At 65.7% G+C, this 20,426-nt stretch carries 22 protein-coding genes; 15 read left to right on the forward strand and 7 right to left on the reverse strand.

From position 1 onward, the window contains the following. Positions 1-66: 66 nt before the first annotated feature. Positions 67-951: a helix-turn-helix domain-containing protein gene (locus GR138_RS06890; RefSeq protein WP_160857869.1), complete on the forward strand. Its 885-nt coding sequence runs from the start codon at positions 67-69 to the stop codon at positions 949-951. Here GR138_RS06890 and GR138_RS06895 read toward each other — a convergent pair. Then, on the reverse strand, positions 936-1,586 hold the full coding sequence (locus tag GR138_RS06895; protein ID WP_160857870.1) for a sulfite oxidase-like oxidoreductase: 651 nt from the start codon (positions 1,584-1,586) through the stop codon (positions 936-938). The two genes, GR138_RS06890 and GR138_RS06895, sit on opposite strands and share 16 nt — an antisense overlap. A 60-nt stretch (positions 1,587-1,646) precedes the next feature. Next, positions 1,647-2,402, reverse strand: a complete 756-nt coding sequence (locus tag GR138_RS06900) for an IclR family transcriptional regulator (protein WP_069060301.1) — start codon at positions 2,400-2,402, stop codon at positions 1,647-1,649. Between the two features lie 273 nt (positions 2,403-2,675). On the opposite strand from GR138_RS06900, the gene GR138_RS06905 reads away from it, so the two are divergent. The 6 genes from GR138_RS06905 to GR138_RS06930 all read left to right on the forward strand — a co-directional run bounded on the left by GR138_RS06905 (position 2,676) and on the right by GR138_RS06930 (position 8,153). Beyond that, complete coding sequence (locus tag GR138_RS06905; protein WP_160857871.1) at positions 2,676-3,383, forward strand: 3-oxoacid CoA-transferase subunit A; 708 nt, start codon at positions 2,676-2,678, stop codon at positions 3,381-3,383. Next, entirely contained in the window at positions 3,380-4,084 is a 705-nt protein-coding gene (locus tag GR138_RS06910; RefSeq protein WP_160857872.1) for a CoA transferase subunit B, read from the forward strand. The genes GR138_RS06905 and GR138_RS06910 overlap by 4 nt, the downstream gene beginning before the upstream one ends. A 71-nt stretch (positions 4,085-4,155) precedes the next feature. Next, positions 4,156-5,361, forward strand: coding sequence for a 3-oxoadipyl-CoA thiolase (pcaF, locus tag GR138_RS06915; RefSeq protein WP_160857873.1), 1,206 nt, complete (start codon positions 4,156-4,158; stop codon positions 5,359-5,361). A gap of 210 nt (positions 5,362-5,571) precedes the next feature. Continuing rightward, positions 5,572-6,045 carry a Cys-tRNA(Pro) deacylase gene (gene ybaK, locus GR138_RS06920; RefSeq protein ID WP_160857874.1) on the forward strand — a complete coding sequence of 158 codons (474 nt, stop codon included), beginning with the start codon at positions 5,572-5,574 and terminating at the stop codon, positions 6,043-6,045. Between the two features lie 69 nt (positions 6,046-6,114). Beyond that, positions 6,115-7,368: an aminopeptidase gene (locus tag GR138_RS06925; RefSeq protein WP_160857875.1), complete on the forward strand. Its 1,254-nt coding sequence runs from the start codon at positions 6,115-6,117 to the stop codon at positions 7,366-7,368. Next, entirely contained in the window at positions 7,365-8,153 is a 789-nt protein-coding gene (locus GR138_RS06930; RefSeq protein ID WP_160857876.1) for a pyrroline-5-carboxylate reductase family protein, read from the forward strand. The genes GR138_RS06925 and GR138_RS06930 overlap by 4 nt, the downstream gene beginning before the upstream one ends. Here GR138_RS06930 and GR138_RS06935 read toward each other — a convergent pair. Next, positions 8,104-9,012, reverse strand: coding sequence for an EamA family transporter (locus GR138_RS06935; protein WP_160857877.1), 909 nt, complete (start codon positions 9,010-9,012; stop codon positions 8,104-8,106). The two genes, GR138_RS06930 and GR138_RS06935, sit on opposite strands and share 50 nt — an antisense overlap. Positions 9,013-9,095: 83 nt before the next feature. Between GR138_RS06935 and GR138_RS06940 the strand changes: the two genes are divergently transcribed. After that, a complete protein-coding gene (locus tag GR138_RS06940; RefSeq protein WP_160857878.1) occupies positions 9,096-9,578 on the forward strand; it encodes a MarR family winged helix-turn-helix transcriptional regulator in 483 nt (160 codons plus the stop codon). Here the strand turns inward: GR138_RS06940 and GR138_RS06945 are convergent, their stop codons facing one another. The 3 genes from GR138_RS06945 to GR138_RS06955 form a co-directional block, all read right to left on the reverse strand. Further along, on the reverse strand, positions 9,579-10,169 hold the full coding sequence (locus tag GR138_RS06945; RefSeq protein WP_160857879.1) for an NAD(P)H-dependent oxidoreductase: 591 nt from the start codon (positions 10,167-10,169) through the stop codon (positions 9,579-9,581). Positions 10,170-10,176: 7 nt separating this feature from the next. Next, positions 10,177-11,763 (reverse strand): exodeoxyribonuclease VII large subunit, encoded by a 1,587-nt coding sequence (gene xseA / locus GR138_RS06950; RefSeq protein ID WP_160858089.1) that lies wholly within the window; start codon positions 11,761-11,763, stop codon positions 10,177-10,179. A gap of 116 nt (positions 11,764-11,879) precedes the next feature. Further along, a complete protein-coding gene (locus GR138_RS06955; RefSeq protein ID WP_160858091.1) occupies positions 11,880-13,646 on the reverse strand; it encodes a hypothetical protein in 1,767 nt (588 codons plus the stop codon). A 179-nt stretch (positions 13,647-13,825) separates the two neighbouring features. Here GR138_RS06955 and GR138_RS06960 point away from each other — a divergent pair, with 179 nt between their 5' ends. Both GR138_RS06960 and GR138_RS06965 read left to right on the forward strand, forming a co-directional pair. Beyond that, positions 13,826-14,824: a glycosyltransferase gene (locus GR138_RS06960; RefSeq protein WP_160857880.1), complete on the forward strand. Its 999-nt coding sequence runs from the start codon at positions 13,826-13,828 to the stop codon at positions 14,822-14,824. Further along, a complete protein-coding gene (locus GR138_RS06965; protein WP_160857881.1) occupies positions 14,821-15,210 on the forward strand; it encodes a GtrA family protein in 390 nt (129 codons plus the stop codon). The genes GR138_RS06960 and GR138_RS06965 overlap by 4 nt, the downstream gene beginning before the upstream one ends. On the opposite strand, the gene GR138_RS06970 is transcribed toward GR138_RS06965, so the two are convergent. Continuing rightward, on the reverse strand, positions 15,168-15,968 hold the full coding sequence (locus GR138_RS06970) for a helix-turn-helix domain-containing protein (RefSeq protein ID WP_160857882.1): 801 nt from the start codon (positions 15,966-15,968) through the stop codon (positions 15,168-15,170). The genes GR138_RS06965 and GR138_RS06970 overlap by 43 nt on opposite strands. A gap of 127 nt (positions 15,969-16,095) precedes the next feature. On the opposite strand from GR138_RS06970, the gene GR138_RS06975 reads away from it, so the two are divergent. From GR138_RS06975 to GR138_RS06995, 5 genes are all read left to right on the forward strand, one after another. Then, on the forward strand, positions 16,096-16,506 hold the full coding sequence (locus tag GR138_RS06975) for a hypothetical protein (RefSeq protein WP_160857883.1): 411 nt from the start codon (positions 16,096-16,098) through the stop codon (positions 16,504-16,506). A 380-nt stretch (positions 16,507-16,886) separates the two neighbouring features. Next, positions 16,887-17,912 (forward strand): histone deacetylase family protein, encoded by a 1,026-nt coding sequence (locus GR138_RS06980; protein ID WP_160857884.1) that lies wholly within the window; start codon positions 16,887-16,889, stop codon positions 17,910-17,912. A 197-nt stretch (positions 17,913-18,109) separates the two neighbouring features. Further along, positions 18,110-19,000, forward strand: coding sequence for an EamA family transporter (locus GR138_RS06985; protein ID WP_160857885.1), 891 nt, complete (start codon positions 18,110-18,112; stop codon positions 18,998-19,000). Positions 19,001-19,080: 80 nt separating this feature from the next. Beyond that, entirely contained in the window at positions 19,081-19,743 is a 663-nt protein-coding gene (locus GR138_RS06990) for a YiaD family glycine zipper/OmpA-like lipoprotein (protein ID WP_160857886.1), read from the forward strand. A 106-nt stretch (positions 19,744-19,849) separates the two neighbouring features. Then, positions 19,850-20,407 carry an AAA family ATPase gene (locus tag GR138_RS06995; RefSeq protein ID WP_160857887.1) on the forward strand — a complete coding sequence of 186 codons (558 nt, stop codon included), beginning with the start codon at positions 19,850-19,852 and terminating at the stop codon, positions 20,405-20,407. Positions 20,408-20,426 lie beyond the last annotated feature (19 nt).

Raw genomic sequence — 20,426 nt, forward strand, 5'->3', positions numbered from 1 at the left:
GGCAGACAATGGACGGATCAAGCCACAACTTGTACAAAACGAACATCGCAAACCGGCGGCGCCGACATGAACAGACCTGTCCCGACCTATGATCTCTATGGCGAAAGAGCGGGACGATCGGCGGATTTCTGGTTGCACTGCGAAACGATCCCGTCGCGCAGCAGCCTGCATCGCTACGAAATCGGCCTGCACCGGCATGAGAGCTTTTTCCAGATCCTGTACATTTCCGCCGGATCGGGCGATGCGCTGTTCGGGGCCGAGCGGCTGACATTGCGCCCGCCGGCGATCGTCACCGTGCCGCCGGCCATCAACCATGGCTTCCGCTTTTCCCCCGATATCGACGGCTATGTCTTCACCATGCTCGCCTCGCATGTGCGGCTTGCCGGCGAGGCGGCGCGCTTTGCGGCGGAGCCGCGCGTCACCACGCTCGATGCCGCCGATCCGGAGGACGCCTTCCTGATCGGGACGCTCGAGCGGCTGGCGGCGGAATGGGCGAGCCGGCGCAGCGGGCGCACCGATCTGATGGAAGCCTATCTCGTCTCGACGCTGACGCTGACGGCGCGGCTGTCGGCCCGCGACACTCCGACTGAAGGCATCGGCGAGACGGCCCGGCGCATGGAACATCTCAACGGCCTGATCCAGCAGCATTTCCGCAACCAGAAACCGGCGCGTTTCTACGCGCAGCAGCTTGGCGTGTCCCCGACGCATCTCAACCGTATCGTCAAGGCCGCGACGGGCCTGACGGCGCATGCCTATATCGGCCGAAAGCTGATCGACGAGGCGAAACGCGAACTGGTCTTCACCGAGAGGCCGGCACAAGAAATCGGGCTGCGCCTCGGCTTTGCCGATCCGGCCTATTTCTCGCGCTTCTTCCTGCGTGAGACCGGTGAGACGCCGCGCGCCTGGCGGCTCGCCGAACGGGCGCGGCTGGCCGCTCAGTCGTCCGAGTAGCGCTCTTCCATCCAGGGATCGCCGCGCATGTGATAGCCGTTGCGCTCCCAGAAGCCGGCCTGGTCTCCGGGCAGGAAATCGATGCGCGTCAGCCACTTGGCGCTTTTCCAGAAGTAGAGATGCGGCACGACGAGCCGCATCGGCCCGCCATGGTCGGCCGTCAGCGGCTGGCCTTCCCAATGGGTGGCGAGAATGGCGTCCTCGGCCGCGAAATCGGCGAGCGGCAGGTTGGTCGTATAGCCGTCATAGCTCGTCAGCATGACGAAACTGGCTTCCGGCCGCGGCATGACCAGATCGAGCAGATCGCGGGTGGACACACCCTCCCAGCGATTGTCGTAGCGCGACCAGGTCGTCACGCAATGGATGTCGGAAAGCTTTTGGCTTTGCGGCAGAGCGAGAAAATCCGCCCAGGAGAAGGACATCGGGTTTTCCGCGCCGCCCTTCACATCGAGCCGCCAGCTTTCCGGACGGATCACCGGCTGCTGGCCGAGATCGAGCACCGGCCAGTTCTTGACCAGATGCTGGCCCGGCGGCAGGCGATCGGTTTCCGGCCGCGATATGCGGCCTGTCAGGAATTTCCCCTGGTCCGCCCATTGGCGTTTCGTGCGGGTGAGCTTGCTGTCGTCGTCGCCCATGGCGGCCTCCTGCTGCGCCGCAATAGGTGGGATCGCCGCCCGTCCTCTGTCAAGGCCGGCTCAGGCCAGCACCTGCCGCAGCGCCGCCTGCACCTCGCGCATCGCCGGCAGGTAGCGCTCGACCATCTCGCCTGCCGCCGCATGGGCCGCCGGTGCGCCGATATTGAGCGCCGCCACCACCCGGCCGCGGGCATTTTCCAGCGGCAGCGCGATGGAGCACAGGCCGATTTCCAGCTCCTGGTCGATCACCGCAAAACCCTGCCGGCGCACGCGGGCGAACTCTTCCATCAGCACGTCGGGATCGGTCTTGGTGAAGGGGGTGTTCGCCCTGCGGTCCGAGGCCTCCAGAATGGCGCGCGCCTCCGCTTCGGGAAGGGCGGCAAGCAGCACCCGGCCCATCGAGGCGCAATAGGCCGGCAGGCGCGAGCCGGGCATGAGGTTGATCGACATAACCCGCTTCTGTGCGGCGCGTGCCACATAGACGATTTCCGTCCCATCGAGCACCGAGGCGGAGGCGCTTTGCCCGACCTTGTCCGAAAGCTGGTCGAGATAGGGCTGCACCAGCCGCGGCAGCGGTGTTGCCGACAGATAGGCATGGCCGAGCCGCAGGATTTTGGGCGTCAGCTGGAAGAACTTCCCGTCATAGGCCGCATAGCCAAGTTCGGCGAGCGTCAGCAGGCAGCGCCGCGCCGTCGCCCGGTCGAGACCGGTTTCCTTCGACACGTCGCTGATGGTGAGCCGCGGCTTTGCCTCGTCGAAGGCTTCGATGACTTTTAGGCCCTTGGCAAACCCGCCGATGAAATCCGTTTCCCGCATGTGTCCCTCCAGAACGCTGGCTTGCCTGTTTCATCCGCTTAATACCTCTCCACCGTCATGCTCGGGCTTGACCCGAGCATCCAGGCTTCGGTTGCCGGCATGGATCCTCGGCTCAAGGCCGAGGATGACAGTGGAGGGCGAAGCGTATGTTTCCCCATCACCTTGGTCGCCTCCACTTTGTGCGATAATTGAACAAAAGTCAATTATCGCACAAAGTGGATTGCCCGTTTCCCCCTTCGGATTTACCTCTAGGGTCACAACGGGAGATTTTGCATGGACAAGACCATCGGAAGTCTGGCGGAGGCCGTGGCGGGTATCGGTGATGGCGCGACGGTGATGATCGGCGGCTTCGGCGGCTCGGGCGCGCCGATCGAGCTGATCCACGCGCTGATCGATACGGGCGCGAAGGATCTGACCGTCATCAACAACAATGCCGGCAATGGCCGCATCGGCATCGCCGCGATGATCGACAAGGGGCTGATCCGCAAGATGATCTGCTCGTTCCCGCGCTCGAGCGATCCGCGCGCCTTCACCGACAGCTATCTCGCCGGCAAGATCGAGCTGGAACTCGTGCCGCAGGGCACGCTCGCCGAGCGCATTCGCGCCGGCGGCGCCGGCATTCCGGCCTTCTACACGCCGACGAGCTTTGGCACGGAACTGGCGAACGGCAAGCCGACCGCCGAATTCGACGGCCGCATGTATGTGCAGGAACGCTGGCTGAAGGCGGATTTCGCGCTGATCAAGGCGCATGTCGGCGACACGCACGGCAACCTCACCTACAACAAGGCCGCCCGCAACTTCAGCCCGCTGATGTGCATGGCCGCGGCAAAGACCATCGTTCAGGTCTCGAAACTGGTGAAGCCGGGCGGCATCGACCCGGAACAGGTCGTCACCCCCGGCATCTTCGTCGATGGCGTCGTGGAAGTTGCCGCGCCCAGCCAGGAAGAAAATCTCATCCGCGCAGGAGTGGTTTACGCATGAGCCCCGTGACACGCGACATCGATACCCGCGAAGACATCAAACTCTCCAACGCTCAGATCGCCTGGCGCGCGGCGCAGGACATCGAGGATGGCGCCTACGTCAATCTCGGCATCGGCTTTCCCGAAATGGTCGCCCGCTACCAGCCGGAAGGCCGCGAAGCGATTTTCCACACCGAGAACGGCATCCTGGATTTCGGCGAGGCACCACCTGCCGGTGAAGAGGACTGGGACCTGATCAATGCCGGCAAGAAGGCCGTGACGCTGAAGCCCGGCTCCGCCTTCTTCCACCATGCCGACAGCTTCGCCATGGTGCGCGGCGGCCATCTCGACGTCGCGATTCTCGGCGCCTATCAGGTGGCGGAGAACGGCGACCTTGCCAACTGGCGCGTCGGCTCCAAGGGCGTGCCGGCGGTGGGTGGCGCCATGGACCTCGTGCACGGCGCCAAGCAGGTGGTCGTCATCACCGAACATGTCACCAAGAACGGCGAGCCGAAGCTCGTCGAAAAATGCACCTTCCCGCTCACCGGCGTCGGCTGCATCACCCGTATCTATACCAGCCATGCCGTGATCGACGTGTCCGGCGGCCGCTTCGTGCTGCGTGAAAAGCTGGCGGGCATGACAATCGAGGAATTACAGGCCATGACAGGCGCCAGGCTGCATGTCGAAGGCCCCGTCGCCGATCTCGTCGTGCCGGAACTCTAGACCATTGTTTACGCAATTTCCGAACGCAAAACCGCTGCGCACTTTTGCTGGAATTGCTTGAGAGGAAGACCATGTCAGACGCCTATATCTGCGACTATATCCGCACCCCCATCGGCCGCTTCGGCGGCTCGCTTTCCGCTGTCCGTGCCGATGATCTCGGCGCCGTGCCGCTGAGGGCGCTGATGGCGAAAAACACTGGCATCGACTGGGAAGCGGCCGACGACGTCATCTTCGGCTGCGCCAACCAGGCGGGCGAGGACAACCGCAACGTCGCACGCATGTCGTCGCTGCTCGCCGGCCTGCCTGTTTCGGTGTCCGGCACGACGATCAACCGGCTGTGCGGCTCCGGCATGGACGCGGTCATCGCCGCCGCCCGCGCCATCAAGGCCGGCGAGGCCGAACTGATCGTCGCCGGCGGCGTCGAAAGCATGAGCCGCGCACCCTTCGTCATGCCCAAGGCGGACACCGCCTTTTCGCGCAACGCGGAAATCTACGACACGACCATCGGCTGGCGCTTCATCAATCCGCTGATGAAGAAGCAGTATGGCGTCGATTCCATGCCGGAGACCGGCGAGAACGTCGCCGAGGATTTCAAGGTGTCGCGCGAAGACCAGGACGCCTTTGCCGTGCGCTCGCAGGCGAAAGCCGCTGAAGCGCAGGCGAATGGCCGTCTGGCGAAGGAAATCACGCCCGTCACCATCCCGCAGAGGAAGGGCGACCCGGTCGTCGTCGAAAAGGACGAACATCCGCGCGCCACCACGATGGAAGCGCTCGCCAAGCTCGGCACACCGTTCAAGAAGGAAGGCGGCACCGTGACTGCCGGCAATGCCTCCGGCGTCAATGACGGGGCGGCAGCGCTGATCATCGCCTCGGAGGCGGCGATCAAAAAATATGGCCTGACGCCGATCGCCCGCATTCTCGGTGGCGCCATGGCGGGCGTGCCGCCGCGCATCATGGGCATCGGCCCGGTCTATGCCACGCAGCGCCTGTGCGCCCGCCTCGGCCTCAAGCCGACCGACTTCGATGTCGTCGAGTTGAACGAGGCCTTCGCCTCGCAAGGTCTCGCAACGCTGCGCGAACTCGGCATCGCCGACGACGCAGAGCATGTCAATCCGAACGGCGGCGCCATCGCGCTCGGCCATCCGCTCGGCATGTCCGGTGCCCGCATCAGCGGCACGGCGGCGCTGGAACTGCAGCTCACCGGCAAGAAGCGCTCGCTCTCCACCATGTGCATCGGCGTCGGCCAGGGCATTGCCGTGGCGCTCGAGCGAGCTTGACGCCTCCGGCTCGATAAGAAGAAAGCGCAAGCGCCTCTCCTGCGATTGGATAAGGCGCCGCAGAAGTTCCCCTTTTCCCCCACGGGGAGAAGGGGAGTTTCCAAAACGGCCTGCCCTCATTGCATGCGCAGAGAAACGGGGTGCATTGACAGCCGCCCCGCCCTCCGGCACCCATGCGGGCCGATATCCTCGCTTCGATGACGGCCCGCCATGTCCAAGACCACCCGCGCCACCCAGGCCCTTGCCAAGGCCGGCGTTTCCTTCACCGTGCATACCTATGACTATGACCCCAACGCCGAGCGCGTCGGCATGCAAGCGGCCGAAGCGCTCGGGGAAGACCCGTCGCGCGTGCTGAAGACGCTGATGGCGGAGGTGGACGGCAAGCCGGTCTGTGTCATCGTCCCGTCAGACTGCGAGGTCAGCATGAAGAAGCTGGCAAGCGCCTTCAAGGGCAAGTCGGCGAGCATGATGAAGCCGGCGGATGCCGAGCGGCTGACGGGCTATGTGGTCGGCGGCATCAGCCCGTTCGGCCAGAAGAAGCAGGTTCCCACAGCAATCGAGGAGGCAGCACTGGTCCACGCGGCGGTCTACATGAACGGCGGGCAGCGTGGCCTTCAGGTGCGGCTGGCGCCCGGCGACGTGCTCGTCGCGCTGAAGGCGATTTCGGCACCGGTTATCGCCTGATTGCGCCTTCTCATCCGGCGACAAGCACACTAAGTTTCTCCCATCCTTTCAGAAACAGACAGGCATGCCATGACCTATCCCGCCAATTCCGCCCCTGCCGTCGATGCGGCAAAGCTCGACAAGCTCGCCGAAGTCGCCGTGCGCGTCGGCCTTCAGCTCCAGAGGGGGCAGGACCTCGTGATGACGGCGCCGATTGCCGCCCTGCCGCTTGTCCGCCTGATCACCAAACACGCCTATATGGCCGGCGCCGGCCTCGTTTCCACCTTCTATGCCGATGAGGAGGCGACGCTTGCCCGCTACCACCACGCGCCGGACGAGAGTTTCGACCGCGCGAGCGACTGGCTCTACGAGGGCATGGCCAAGGCCTATGCCAATGGCGCGGCGCGGCTTGCCATCGCCGGCGACAACCCGATGCTGCTGTCGGCCGAGGACCCCGCCAAGGTCGCCCGCGCCAACAAGGCGAATTCCACCGCCTACAAGCCGGCGCTGGAAAAGATCGCCAATTTCGACATCAACTGGAACATCGTCTCCTATCCGAACCCCTCCTGGGCCAAACAGGTGTTCCCGAACGATGCCGAGGACGTGGCGGTCGAAAAGCTCGCCAACGCCATCTTCGCCGCCTCGCGCGTCGATGTCGCCGATCCGGTCGCGGCCTGGGCCGAGCACAATGCGGCCCTTGCCCGGCGCTCGGCCTGGCTGAATGGCGAGCGCTTCGCCGCCCTGCACTTCAAGGGACCGGGCACGGACCTGATTGTCGGTCTCGCCGACGGCCACGAATGGCACGGCGGCGCCTCGACCGCCAAGAACGGCATCACCTGCAATCCCAACATCCCGACCGAAGAGGTCTTCACCACGCCGCATGCGCTGCGCGTCGAGGGCCATGTCTCCTCCACCAAGCCGCTCTCCCACCAGGGCACGCTGATCGACGATATCCAGGTGCGCTTCGAGGGCGGCCGCATCGTCGAGGCGAAGGCCTCGAAGGGCGAGGCGGTGCTGAACAAGGTGCTCGATACGGACGAAGGCGCGCGGCGGCTCGGCGAAGTGGCGCTGGTGCCGCATTCCTCGCCGATCTCGGCAAGCGGCATCCTGTTCTACAACACGCTGTTCGACGAGAACGCCTCCTGCCACATCGCGCTCGGCCAGTGCTATTCCAAGTGCTTCCTCGACGGCGCGAGCCTGACGCCGGAGCAGATCCGCGCGCAGGGCGGCAATGAGAGCCTCATCCACATCGACTGGATGATCGGTTCCGACAAGGTGGATATCGACGGCATCCGCAATGACGGAAGCCGCATGCCCGTCATGCGCGCCGGCGAGTGGGCATGACCCATCTCGGCGTGATCGGTGGCGGCGGATGGTTGGCCGGGGCCCTGCTCCGGCCGGCACTTGCCGACCGCGTCATCCGACCCGCCGACCTCGTGCTTTCCTCGCGCTCCGGCCAGATTTCCGGTTTCGAATCCTGGCCACGCGTGCATATGACGACGGACAATGCGATCCTCGTCGATGCCTCCGACGTCATCCTCTTCTCGGTTCGGCCGGAAGACCTCGACGATATCGAACTCGACCTGCGCGGCCGCTTCGTCATCTCCGTCATGGCGGGGGTGACGGTGGAGGAAATCGGCGAGCGCTACGGCGCGCGCCGCATCGTGCGGGCGATGCCCAATGCCTGTGCCGAGCAGCGCCTGTCGTTCACGCCCTGGTTTGCGACGGACGACGTGCGCCCGTCGGAAACGGATTTCGCGCAGCGCTTCTTCGCCGCATCGGGCCAGGCCCATCTCATCACCAGCGAGCAGGATCTCGACTATTTCACCGCGTTGACCGGCTCGGGCGCGGCCTTCCCGGCCCTCATGGCGGATGCGATGATCCGCCATGCCGTCGAGTCCGGTATCGATCCCGACACGGCGGACCTCGCGGTTCGCCAGCTCTTTCTCGGCGCCGCCACGCAGATGATGCGGGTTGCCGAGACGCCGGCCGACATCGTGGAACTGTTCATGGAATATCGCGGCACCACGGCTGCCGGTCTTTCCGCCATGATGGAAGCCAATATCGAACACGCCATCTTCAACGGGCTGACGGCGGCGCGGCGAAAGGCGTCGCAGCGCCGGACCTGACCGGCACCGGCCGCGATGCCTGTGCCCACTGGCTGAGCCAGACGCTCGCCAGCACGACGACCATGCCGGCCATCTGCAGCCAGCTCAGATTCTGCCCGAGCATTGCCCAGCCGAGCACGACGGCGACCAGCGGGCTGAGGAAACCGAGCGGCGAAATCGCTGCCGGACCGAGCTTCGCCAGGCCACGGAACCAGACGATATAGGTGAGCGCCGCGCCGATCAGGCCGAGAAAGAGGAAACCGACGAGGTTCTGCGCCGTCGGCACGGGCAGGGCCGGCTCGAAGAACAGCGCGACGGGCACGAGCAGCAGGCCGCCCGCCGTCAACTGCCAGGCCGTGAAGGTCAGCGGCGGCACCGGCGGCTGCCAGTGGCGCGACAGCACCGTGCCGAACGCCATGGAGACCGCGCCGGCGAGACCGGCGGCAATGCCGATGGGATCCAGGCTGGCGGACGGCGTCAGCACGAGGAGGGCGACGCCGCCGATGCCGGCAAGGCCCGCGATAACAGACAGCGGATGCACCGTCGTTCCCATCACCGCGCGGGACAGCCCCAGCACGATCAGCGGCTGGATGGCACCGACGGTCGCGGCGACGCCACCCGGCAGGCGGTAGGCCGAGACGAACAGCATGGCCCAGAAGAACGAGAAGTTCAGCGCACCGAGCAGGAAGGTCCGGCCCCACCAGATGCCCTGCGGCAATTGCCGGACGACGAGCAGCAGGAGGAGCCCGGCCGGAAGCGCCCGCAGCATGGCGACGGTCAGCGGATAGCCGGCCGGCAGCAACTGCGTGGTGACGATATAGGTGCTGCCCCAGATGGCGGGGGCGGTTGCCGTGAGAAGGACGTCGGTGGCGCGGGACATAATTATCTCCACTCAAAGTATCTTGAACTCAAGATATATGATTTTATCTTGACGTCAAGAGAATCTCTTCGTTAAGTCGAGCCATGGATCACGTCGACAGAATTCTCGCTCAATGGAATCGCGAACGGCCCGACCTCGATGTCGAGCCGATGGGCCTGCTCGGCCGCCTGGCGCGGCTGCGTACGCATCTCGCCCGTGAGATCGAAAAGGCGCTCGCCGAGCATGGGCTGAATTCGGCGAGTTTCGACGTGCTGGCGACGCTGCGCCGTTCCGGCCCGCCCTACCGGCTGTCGCCGGGCGATCTCATCGCCACGACGATGGTCAGCTCCGGCACGATGACCAACCGGCTCGATCAGTTGGAAAAGGCAGGCCTCATCGCGCGCTCGCACAATCCGGACGACCGCCGCAGCGTCATCATCGCGCTGACGCCGAAAGGGTCTGCGCTGGTGGACGAGGCCGTGACATCGCATGTCGCCAACCAGCACCGGCTGCTGGAAAACCTCAGCACGGACGAGCGCGCGGCGCTGGACGGCCTGCTGCGAAAATTCCTCGGGGATTTCGAATAGTCAGATCCGGTCGACCAGCTTTTCGACACGGGCGATATGCGCCTTGCGCTTGTCCGCGCTCACCCGGTCCATGTCGTAGAGATTGGTGAGCTTGAAATCGAGCCCCTTGGCGCAGAAGGCGGCGATGCCACGCTTCAAAAGCCGCTTCACCGGGTTTCCCATGTAGAGATTGACCACCCACCAGGGCGAACCGGTGGTGGTGAAGGCCCAGAACAGGTGGATATTGCCGAGCCGCGGCTGGATGCGCCCACCGTCCGGGTCGTTCTCGAAGGCGACGCCGGGCGCAAAGACCCGGTCGAAGAAGCCTTTCAGGATGGCCGGGAAATTGAACCACCATTGCGGAAAGACCAGCACGAGCCCATCCGCCTGCTTCAGCCGCGAGATGAAAGGCTCCGCCTCGGCGGGATCGTAAGCCGGCTCAAAATAGCGCGAGCGCTCGGAGACGGTCAGCCGCGGATCGAAGCCTTCGCGGTAGAGATCGAGCAGGTCGACCGTATGGCCGTTCGCGATCAGCTTCTGCCGCACCGTCTCGGCGACGCTTGCGGCAAAACTCTCCTCCAGCGGATGGGCGAGCACGAGCAGGATGCGCATCACGGCCTCAGAACAGCGAGCCTTGGCGAGCGGCGGGTTTCGCCGCCTCCGCCTCTGCCTTCGCCTTCCTGCGCGGCGGCGCACCGCCGCCCGAGCCGGTCACGGCATCCACCGTTCCGTCGGCGAACTCGATGGCAATCGCGCGGCCGGGACCGAGGCTGGCGGCACCCTTCACCGGCGCACCCTCCTCGTCGCGCACCAACGCGTAGCCGCGTTTGAGCACATTGCGATAGGACAGCGATTGCAACATGCGATCCTGCGCCTGAAGCAGGGCGCGGCGGCGGGCGAGGTCGCCGGCAACGGCACTTTCACCGCGCAGCGCAAGGCCGGACAGCCGGTCGCGCGCCCGCCCGGTATAGGCGACAATGCGCGCCGGCGTCGCACGCAGCGAAACGTCGAAGGCCGAAAGCCGGGCACGAAACTGGTCGAGCCTACGCTCGACGATGCGTTCGGCCCGCTGCACCCGATCGGCGACGCGCTGGCGCCGCTCGGCGATGCGGGTGAGCAGCATATCGGGCCGCAGATGCGCCGCCGTGCGCTCGAAGGCGCGGCGCTTGTTGACCGTGTTCATCTGCAAGCCGCGGCCGAGGCCGGCGGCCGCTTCATCGAAGCGGCGACGCGGCAGGGCGAGAAGCTGGTCGAGCGATGGAAGCGCGCGGGCGAGCGCGCGAACACCCTGGCGGCGGTTGTCCATCTGGCGCAGCATAGCACCGCTGAGGCGCGCGCCGAGCGAGGCCGCCTCCGCCTCGAGATCGGCCTTCACCGGCACGGCCATTTCCGCCGCCCCCGTCGGCGTCGGCGCGCGGCGATCGGCGGCATGGTCGATCAGCGTCCAGTCCGTCTCGTGGCCGACGGCGGAGATGAGCGGGATTGTCGAGGCGGCGGCGGCGCGCACCACGATCTCGTCGTTGAAGCTCCACAGGTCTTCAAGGCTGCCGCCGCCACGCGCGACGATCAGCACATCCGGCCGTGGCATCGGCCCGTCGGGCGCAAAGGCGTTGAAACCGTCGATCGCCGCGGCAACCTCCTGTCCCGACCCCTCGCCCTGCACCTTGACCGGCCAGACGATGACATGCACCGGAAAACGATCGGCGATGCGATGCAGGATGTCGCGGATGACCGCGCCGGTCGGCGAGGTGACGACGCCGATCACCTTCGGCAGGAAGGGCAGCGGTTTCTTTCGCTCCTGGTCGAACAACCCCTCGGCGGCAAGCTTGCGCCGGCGCTCCTCGAGCAGCGCCATCAGCGCGCCAGCGCCAGCCGGCTCCAGGGTTTCGATGACGATCTGGTATTTCGACGAGCCCGGGAAGGTGGTGATCTTGCCGGTGGCGATCACCTCCATGCCCTCCTCCGGCTTGAAACGCAGCTTTGAAAAACTGCCCTTCCAGATCACCGCGTCGATGCGCGCCCGGTCGTCCTTCAGCGAGAAATAGGCGTGGCCGGAAGAATGCGGCCCGCGATAGCCGGAAATCTCGCCGCGCACGCGCACCTGGTCGAAGGCCTGTTCAACCGTGCGCTTGATGGAGCCGGAGAGTTCCGACACCGAATATTCGGCAAGGTTGCTGGGCGAATCAGTGTCCGAAAAGAAGCTCATGCCACAAGTGTAGAGCGTTTGGTCGCCGATGACAGGCCGCAACACGCGGTGTCCCCAGCACGCTTAGCCGTTTCTTGTCGGGCAGGCACCGAGCCCCGCAATGACACAGTCGGCGACTAGTCCGGCCGCACCCGGTAGAGCCGCAGCGCCGCCTTTTCCGTGCCCGCGACCGGCTCGAGATAGGCCGGCACCCGGCCCTTCAGCAGTTCGGCATAGAGGCCTTCCGGTTCGGCGCCGGCAATGTTGTGCGTCTGCGTGTCGGTTTCGCAGAAGGCGAGCAACGTCACACGGGCGCCGCGTAAAAACGCCTCCGCCTGGTTCGGATTGGACAGGCCGATATGCAGTTCCGTCAGCATGCCGCCCTGGTTGCGGTGATAGGGCGCCGACAGCACGCGGTGGGGCGTAAAGCGCAGGATCGGCGCGCCGAGATCGGACGCTGCCGCGACCACGCCGGCCGGCTCGCCGGCAAGCGGCGCCATTGCGGTCTTGTCGATGCAGGATTGCCGGGGCGTGGCATTCTCGGCGATTTCGGCCTTCAGGATATCCTGCGACCGGCCGGGCAGCAGCGCACCGGCTAGCGCCCAACTGGTCGGCACGGCGGCGAGCGTCGCGGCGATGAAGGCGAGCGCGCGTTTCAGGTTCTTCGGGTCGGCGTTTGATGCGCGGCGCAGATCGGCAATCAGCAGGCCGAGTGGCACGGCCGACAGCAGGTTGGAGAAGATCGCGCCGCGGATCTGGATCAGCGTCACGGCATAGGCGACGACCAGCAGCGCAAACAGCACCAGATGGGCTTCCACCCGGTCACCGCGCCGGATCCGCCACAGGCAGACCAGGATCGCAAAAAGACCCACGGCGTAAAAGCCGCCGATGGAGCCCGGATCGAAGCGGAACTGGGCGACCATGGATTGCGCTTCAATGACGCCGGCAAGCCAGAAGGTCTTCAACAGCGGATCGAGCGTGTCGAGCGGGTTGGCAAGGCAGCCCGGGGCGATCAGCAGGACCGCGGCGGCCACCACCACGCCGGCACCGGCAAGGGCGACGACCCGCCCGGCCAACGACCAGGCACTGGTGAGCGATACCGTCAGGAACAGCGTGCCGCCGCCGAAGGTCGCGAGCGCGTAAAAACCGTAGGAAAGGCTGTCGCAGGTGACCTGCGCATAGCGCGACGGCGCAACGGTGGAGAAAAAGGCGATGGTCACCGTCAGCGCCAAGGCGAGGCCGAATGCGGCCGCCGCCTCGCGAAAGGCCTGCCCGTGCCAGACCCAGCGCAGCGAAACGACGATGCAGACCGCGCCGATCAGCGGCGTCGTTTCCGCACCGATGGCAATGGCAAAACCGGCAAGCGCGCCGGCAATGGCATGATCGCGCGCCCGCTTGGCGGGATCGAGCAGCATGGCGGCAATGCAGGCGATGAGCGCGATCTGGAGATTGTGGTGGTCGATCGCGCCCGGCTGGAAGCGGCTGACCGCGAGAATGAAGATCGTCGTCAGCACCAGCGTCGCATGCATGGCGGCGGTGCCCCCCAGGCGGCAGGCCGCAAGCCCCATGCCGAAGACGGTCGGCACGACCAGCAGGGCCGGCCACACGGCAAGCGCCAGCGCCTCCGCCCGCGCCTGCCCGGTGAACAGCGAGAAGAAGCCGATCAGGTTGGCGATCGGCAGGTCGACGAAACGCGACCAGTGCATCGTGGTGCCGCCGTCGAGGCCGAGGCGATACTGCGTCGTGTCGAACCAGCTCTGGCCGGCGATGAGATCGCGCACCGTGACGAGCCGCATCGTGTCGTCATTGTCGGGGCCGACATAGTCGGTGGCAAAGGGCAGCGTGATCGCCAGCAGCAGGACGATCGCCAGCAGCGAGTAGCCGGCAAGCACGCCCAGCGTCATGCCTTCACGACGAGACGGTGCCTCGGAGCGTGCGAGCGGCAGGGCCGCAGGCAGGTTTTTCAGCACGTTTCGCCCCTTCGTCCACCATTGGAACCCTGTGCGAAACCTAGCCTTAACCTTCTCAAGAAATAGTAAAACCAGCGGTCGCATGCGGTGGCCGATCGGGAGAACGCGTCATCATGACGGAAGCCTTGCTGGAAGACCTCGAGATCGCCGTCCTGCTGCCCTGCTACAACGAGGCGCAGACCATCGGCGACGTCGTGACGGCCTTCCGCGCCGCGCTGCCGTCCGCCCGCGTCTATGTCTACGACAACAATTCCACCGATTCGACCGCGCTGCGCGCGGCGCTGGCCGGTGCCACCGTCGTGCGCGAGCGCCGCCAGGGCAAGGGCAATGTGGTGCGCCGCATGTTCTCCGATATCGATGCGGACATCTACCTGATGGCCGACGGCGACGGCACCTATGCAGCCGCCGATGCGCCGGAGCTGATCCGCACGCTCATCACCGAGGGTGCGGACATGGTCGTCGGCACGCGCCGCAACGTGCGCGCCGATGCCGGCCGCCAGGGCCACGCCTTCGGCAACCGCATCTTCAACACGCTGTTCCGCTCGCTGTTCGGCAACGATTTCTCCGACATCTTTTCCGGCTACCGCGCCTTCTCGCGCCGCTTCGCCAAGAGTTTCCCCGCCGTCTCCGGCGGTTTCGAGATCGAGACGGAAATGTCGGTGCATGCCTCGCGCCTGCGCCTGCCGATCGCCGAGCTGGAGCTCGACTACGGCCGCCGGCCGGAAGGGTCGCATTCGAAACTCTCGACCGTCCGCGACGGCGCAAAGATCCTCTGGATGTTCGCCATGCTGATGAAGGAGACACGGCCCTTCGCCTTCTTCGGCGTGATCAGCGGCGTCTTCATGCTGGCGAGCCTCACCTTCATGGCGCCGGTGCTGGCCGATTACTTCCGCACCGGCCTGGTCGACCGCATGCCGACCTGGGTGTTCTCGCTGGTGCTGATGATGATGTCCTTCCTGGTCTTTTCGGCCGGCATGATCCTCGATTCGCTCGCCCGCGCCCGCGCCGAGCAATTGCGCATCCACTATATGGGCCTGCCCGCCATCCAGAGCGGCCACCGCCGCCGGGCGCGCCCGGCGGAAGCGCCGGCCGCACGGTCGCGCGCCGCATGAAACGCGTCCTGCTCTTCGCGGTCGCCGGCGCCGCCGGCTTCCTCGTCGATGCGGGCATCCTCGCGCTTCTGCTGTGGGCAACGCCGCTCGGGCCGCTCGTCGCGCGGCTCTTCGCCATCGCCGCCGCCATGCTCTTCACCTTCTGGCTCAACCGCACCTTCACCTTCGGCCACAGCGCGCGCAGCCTCTCTGCCGAAGGCGCGCGCTATGGTGGGGTCGGCATCAGTGCTGCTCTCCTGAACTACGCCGTCTATTCGGCGCTCGTTTTGGCCTTTCCGGCGCTCTGGCCGGTTCTTGCCGTCGCCATCGCCTCGCTGGTCGCCATGGTCTGGTCCTTCCTCGGCTATTCCCGCTTCGTCTTCGGTGCGTCCTCGCCCTCGAAGTGAGCCCGCGTCTCGGCGTCGGCCGGGAAGAAACTCTCGATCAGCACGCCCTGCACCAGCGCATCCTGCGCCGAGCCGAAGGATGTGAGCGTGGTGATCCAGTTGAAGCGCTTGGCGCCGATCTTCATCTCGATCGGCAGGATGGGCAGCCGGTCGGTTTCCGGGAACGCCTCCAGCGCCGCCTGAATATCGTCCGCCGCCGCCAGCCGTTCGATGCGCTTGGAGAGCGGACTGCGCGGCCCCTGCAGCCAGGCTTCCGCCCGGATACGATGCACCAGATCAGCCGCCGACTGCGCCCAGTTGACGACGATGGAGCGCAGCGGCGTCGCGCCGAGATAGGCATCGAGGAAATTGTCGCCCGGCGAGACCGCAATGCCCGCCATGCCGGCAAGGCCGAGAAAGGCCGGATTGGCGGTCAGCACATTGTATTCGTGGTCGAAGACGACACCCGGATAGGGATCGTGCCGGCCGAGGATGAGACCGATCGCCTCCGCCACCGCCGGCGGGAAGGCCGCGAGACTGGCGGCCGGTGCGGTGGCGAAGCGCGGGCGAAAGCCGGCGGCGGAAAACAGCATGCCCTGGTCGCGCGCCGGAATGTCAAGCACGGCGGAAAGCCGGAGGATCATGCCTTCGGACGGACGCGAGCGGCCGGTCTCCAGAAAGGACAGGTGGCGCGAGGAAATGCCGGCCTCGGTCGCCAGCTCCAACTGGCTCATGCGCCGATGGCCGCGCCATTCCTTGAGATGGTCTCCGAATTCCATGTTGCACTCCCTTTCATGTCCCGCGCACTAAACAGGAGACCCGGCATGATTTCCATTACCTCCAAGGTAATTGGTTTGCCGCACGACCCCCGGCAGGATTGGCCCATCGAAACGAAAGGAGCCCATCATGTTCGCCAGCCTCAACCGCAATCTCCTGAAATCCATCATGCTCTTCGACGGCGTCTTCTCTGTCGCCACCGCCTTCGGCCTGTTCGCCTTTTCCGGGCCGATCGGCACGCTGGTCGGCCCGCATGCGACGCCCGCCATCGTCAACGGTTTCGCCGCCTTCTTCGTGCTCTGGGGTGCCTTCCATCTCGCCGTCGGCCGGCAGGAACGGCCCTCGCCCGCCGCCGTGCGTGTCGGCATAGCCGGCGATGCGCTGTGGATCCTTGGCAGCATCGCCGTCCTCCTCCTCGCCCGTGACGGCCTGACGCTGACCGGCATCGGCCTCATCGCCGTCGCCGCCGTCGCGGTCGCCGATATCCTGCTCCTCAAACAGATCGGCCTCGGCCGGCAGCAGCGCGCTGCACTTGCCTGACCACACGACAACCACACCTTTCGCCCTCGCCGCAAGCGGGGGCGATTGCATGGGAATTCAGCGCCAGCAACACCCCCTTCTCCCCACCGGGGAGAAGGTCGCGGCAGCGGGATGAGGGGGTTGCCGAAGACACAGCGCCAATATCTCCATCTCCGTTTGCCATCCGCAGTGCCCCCTCATCCGCCTGCCGGCACCTTCTCCCCGTGGGGGAGAAGGGGAAGGAGGGACCGTCTTCCAACCCAACCGGATCGCCCTCCCCGCAAGCGGGGGCGACGGCCGTTTTGCGCCGCGCGACAAAGCCGGCACCTACCCCATGGGAGTGATTCCCCTGCCTCACAAAATGCACTACCGTCGCGCCCGAATGACAATGGGAGCCCTTCATGCGCGTTATCTTTTCCGAGGACCACAAGCTCAGGAACGCCCGCAGCGAGTTGTACGGCGGCGAACTGGTGCCGCCGTTCGAGGCGCCGTTTCGCGCGGAATGGATTCTGGCCGCGGTCAAGGATGCCGGCTTTAGCGATGTTGCCGCCCCGGAGCGCCACGGGCTCGAGACCGCGCTGAAGGTGCAGGACGCAGGCTACCTGTCCTTCCTCGAAACCGCCTGGGACCAGTGGAAGGCCGCCGGCTACAAGGGCGAGGCGATCGCCACGTCCTTCCCGGTGCGCCGCACCTCGCCGCGCATCCCGACCCAGATCGACGGCCTGCTCGGCTACTATTGCAACGCCGCCGAGACGGCGATCTCGCCCGGCACCTGGGAGGCGGCCGTCTCCTCCATGCAGACCGCGCTGACGGCGGCCGATATCGTCGCGGGTGGCGACAGGGCCGCCTTCGCGCTCTGCCGTCCGCCCGGCCACCATGCCGGCATCGACAGTTTCGGCGGCTACTGCTTCATCAACAATGCCGCCGTCGCCGCCCAGCGCTTCCTCGACAAGGGCGCGAAGAAGGTCGCGGTGCTCGACGTCGACTTCCACCACGGCAACGGCACGCAGGATATTTTCTACGAGCGCGGCGACGTCTATTTCGCCTCGCTGCATGGCGATCCGGCCGAAGCCTTCCCGCATTTCCTCGGCTATGCCGAAGAGACCGGCAAGGGTGCGGGTGCCGGCACGACGCAGAACTATCCGATGCCGCCCGGCACGCCCTATTCCGTCTGGGAAGCCGCCCTTCACGACGCGCTGAAGCGCATCGCCGCCTTCGGCGCGGAAGCGATCGTGCTGTCACTCGGCGTCGACACGTTCGAGAAGGACCCGATCTCCTTCTTCAAGCTCGTCTCGGCCGACTATATCACCATGGGCCGGGCGGTCGCCGCAAGCGGCGTGCCGGTGCTCGTCGTCATGGAAGGCGGCTACGGCGTGCCGGAAATCGGCCTCAACGTCGCCAACACGCTGAAGGGCATTGCCGGCTGAGGCCAGCATCAATTTTCCTGAAGCAAGCCGTCACGATTATCCATTTGTCGCAGGACGAGCGCTCGTCTAGGACTGTGGCGCGGTTCATTAGAACCTCCTCAACCGCTCGCCGGCACCTTGTCCTCTCGGGAAGAAGGAGCCCCAAGGATCGGATGAGGGGGCTTCCTATGACAATGGCATATCGGGAGGGTTTCACCATGGCGGATCAACAGGTAGCGGCAGGCGGCGGGCTTTCGGGCTCGGGAAATGCCGGGCTCGTCACGGGCATCCTGCTCTGTCTCGCCTCCATGTCGTGCATCCAGTTCGGCGCGGCCTTTTCCGCCACGGCGATTGCCGATTTCGGGCCGTTCGCCACGACCTTCCTGCGCCTCGTCATGGCGGCGGCGATCCTGGCAGCCATCGTCCGCCCGCCGATACGCTCCTACAGCCGCCAGCAATGGAAAAGCGCGCTGGCGCTCGGCGCCACCATGGCGGCGATGACGCTCTGCTTCTTCGCGGCGATCGGGCGCATCCCGCTCGGGCTCGCCGTGGCGATCGAGTTCCTCGGGCCGCTCGCCGTCGCGACATGGGGGCTTGGCGGCGGCTGGCGGCTGATCTGGCCGCTCGCGGCCTTCATCGGCGTGGTGCTGCTCTCGCATGATGGCGCGGGCTGGGTCGGCGATCCCGTCGGCATGCTGTTCGCCTGTGGGGCGGGCGTCGGCTGGGGCACCTATATCATCCTGATGAAAAAATCCGGCAAGCTCTTCAACGGGCTCGAAGGCCTGTCCATGTCGCTGATCGTCGCCGCTGTCGTCGCAGCCCCCTTCGGCCTGCCGCGGGCGCATGAGGCGATGAGCCCGGAAGGTCTCGGCATGATGCTCGGCCTTGCCCTTCTCGTACCGCTGATCCCCTATGCGCTGGAAATGACGGCGTTGCGCCGCATGCCGATGGCCGCCTTCGGCATCCTGATGAGCCTTGAGCCGGCGCTCGGCGCGCTGGCCGGTTTCCTCGTGCTCAGCCAGCCGATGACGCCGTTCCAGATGCTCGGCACGGCGCTTGTGGTCGCCGCCAGTGCCGGCGTGACGTCGAGCGGAAGCAGCGAAACCTAGGCAAAAGGTCCGCCCCCTTTCATGTTCCTGCCGCAATCGGTAGGTTCAAGCAGAATCATCGAATTCTCGGGGACGCCTCAATGTACAAGAAATACGCGATTGTCGCGCTTGCCGCGGTCTATCTTACAGGCTGCACGACCACCGATCCCTATACGGGCGAGCAGAAGGTCTCGAACACCGCAGGCGGTGCCGCGATCGGCGCCGGCATGGGCGCGGTCGCCGGCCTGCTGATCGGCAACAACCCGAAGCAGCGCCGCAATGCCGCGCTGATCGGCGCCGGCATCGGCGCGCTGGCCGGCGGTGCGATCGGCAACTACATGGATACGCAGGAATCCGAGCTGCGCGCGCAGCTTGAAGGCACCGGCGTCTCGGTCACCCGCAACGGCGACCGCATCATCCTCAACATGCCGTCGAACGTCACCTTCTCGACGGATCAGGACCAGGTGATCCCGCCGTTCTACCCGACACTCGATTCCGTCGCGATCGTGCTGCGCAAGTTCGACAAGACGCTGATCGATGTCGACGGCCACACCGATTCGGTCGGCAATGCCGGTTACAACCAGGATCTCTCCAACCGCCGCGCCAACTCGGTCGCCAACTATCTGGCGTCGCGTGGCGTCGATCCGCGCCGCATGTCGGCGATGGGTTATGGCCTGGAGCGTCCGATCGCTTCCAACGCATCGGAAGCCGGCCGCGCGCAGAACCGCCGCGTCGAGATTTCGATCTCGCCGCTCAAGAGCTAGGCCGCGAGCGCATAAATTCGACATGACCGACGGGCGGTGGAAGGCGACCTTCCCCGGCCGTCCGGTGCACCAGAAGCACTGAGATCGAATTGAAGGCCGAAGCGGCATGCAGCTATTGCTGATTACCGGCCCCGCCGGCGTGGGCAAATCGACGTTGAGCTGGGAAATGAGTGCTCAACTCGCCGCAGCTCACGTCGCCCATGCCGTTGTCGAAAGCGATGAACTGGATCGGGTGTTCCCGCGTCCAGATGCCGATGCGCTTGGCAGACTTCAGCCCGGCGCCACTGACGTCAGCAGCATCAACCTGGCTGCGATCTGGTCGACATACCAGGCCCTGGGGCACACGCGCCTGATCATGTCGGGCGTCATGATGCACCTGAATTTCGATAAGCGGTGGATCCTTTCCGCCATACCCGAAGCACGAATCACGGTCGTCCGTCTGTCGGCTGCCGAGCCGACGCTGTTGGCGCGACTTGCCCAGCGGGAGACCGGTTCTGGAGCAGACGAACAGGCACAACGTTCGCTTCGGCAGGCAAGGCGCATGGCAGGCGAAGAAGCCGAGGGCATCATCATGCTGCCGACGGACGGCAAAAGACCTGCGGAGCTGGCAGGGTTCATTCTCCGGAAAACTGGCTGGCTCGATATCGTCGATCAGCAGGAATAAGTCTGCCGGAAAAGCCCGG

This window comes from Shinella kummerowiae (assembly GCF_009827055.1).
Lineage (GTDB): Bacteria > Pseudomonadota > Alphaproteobacteria > Rhizobiales > Rhizobiaceae > Shinella > Shinella kummerowiae.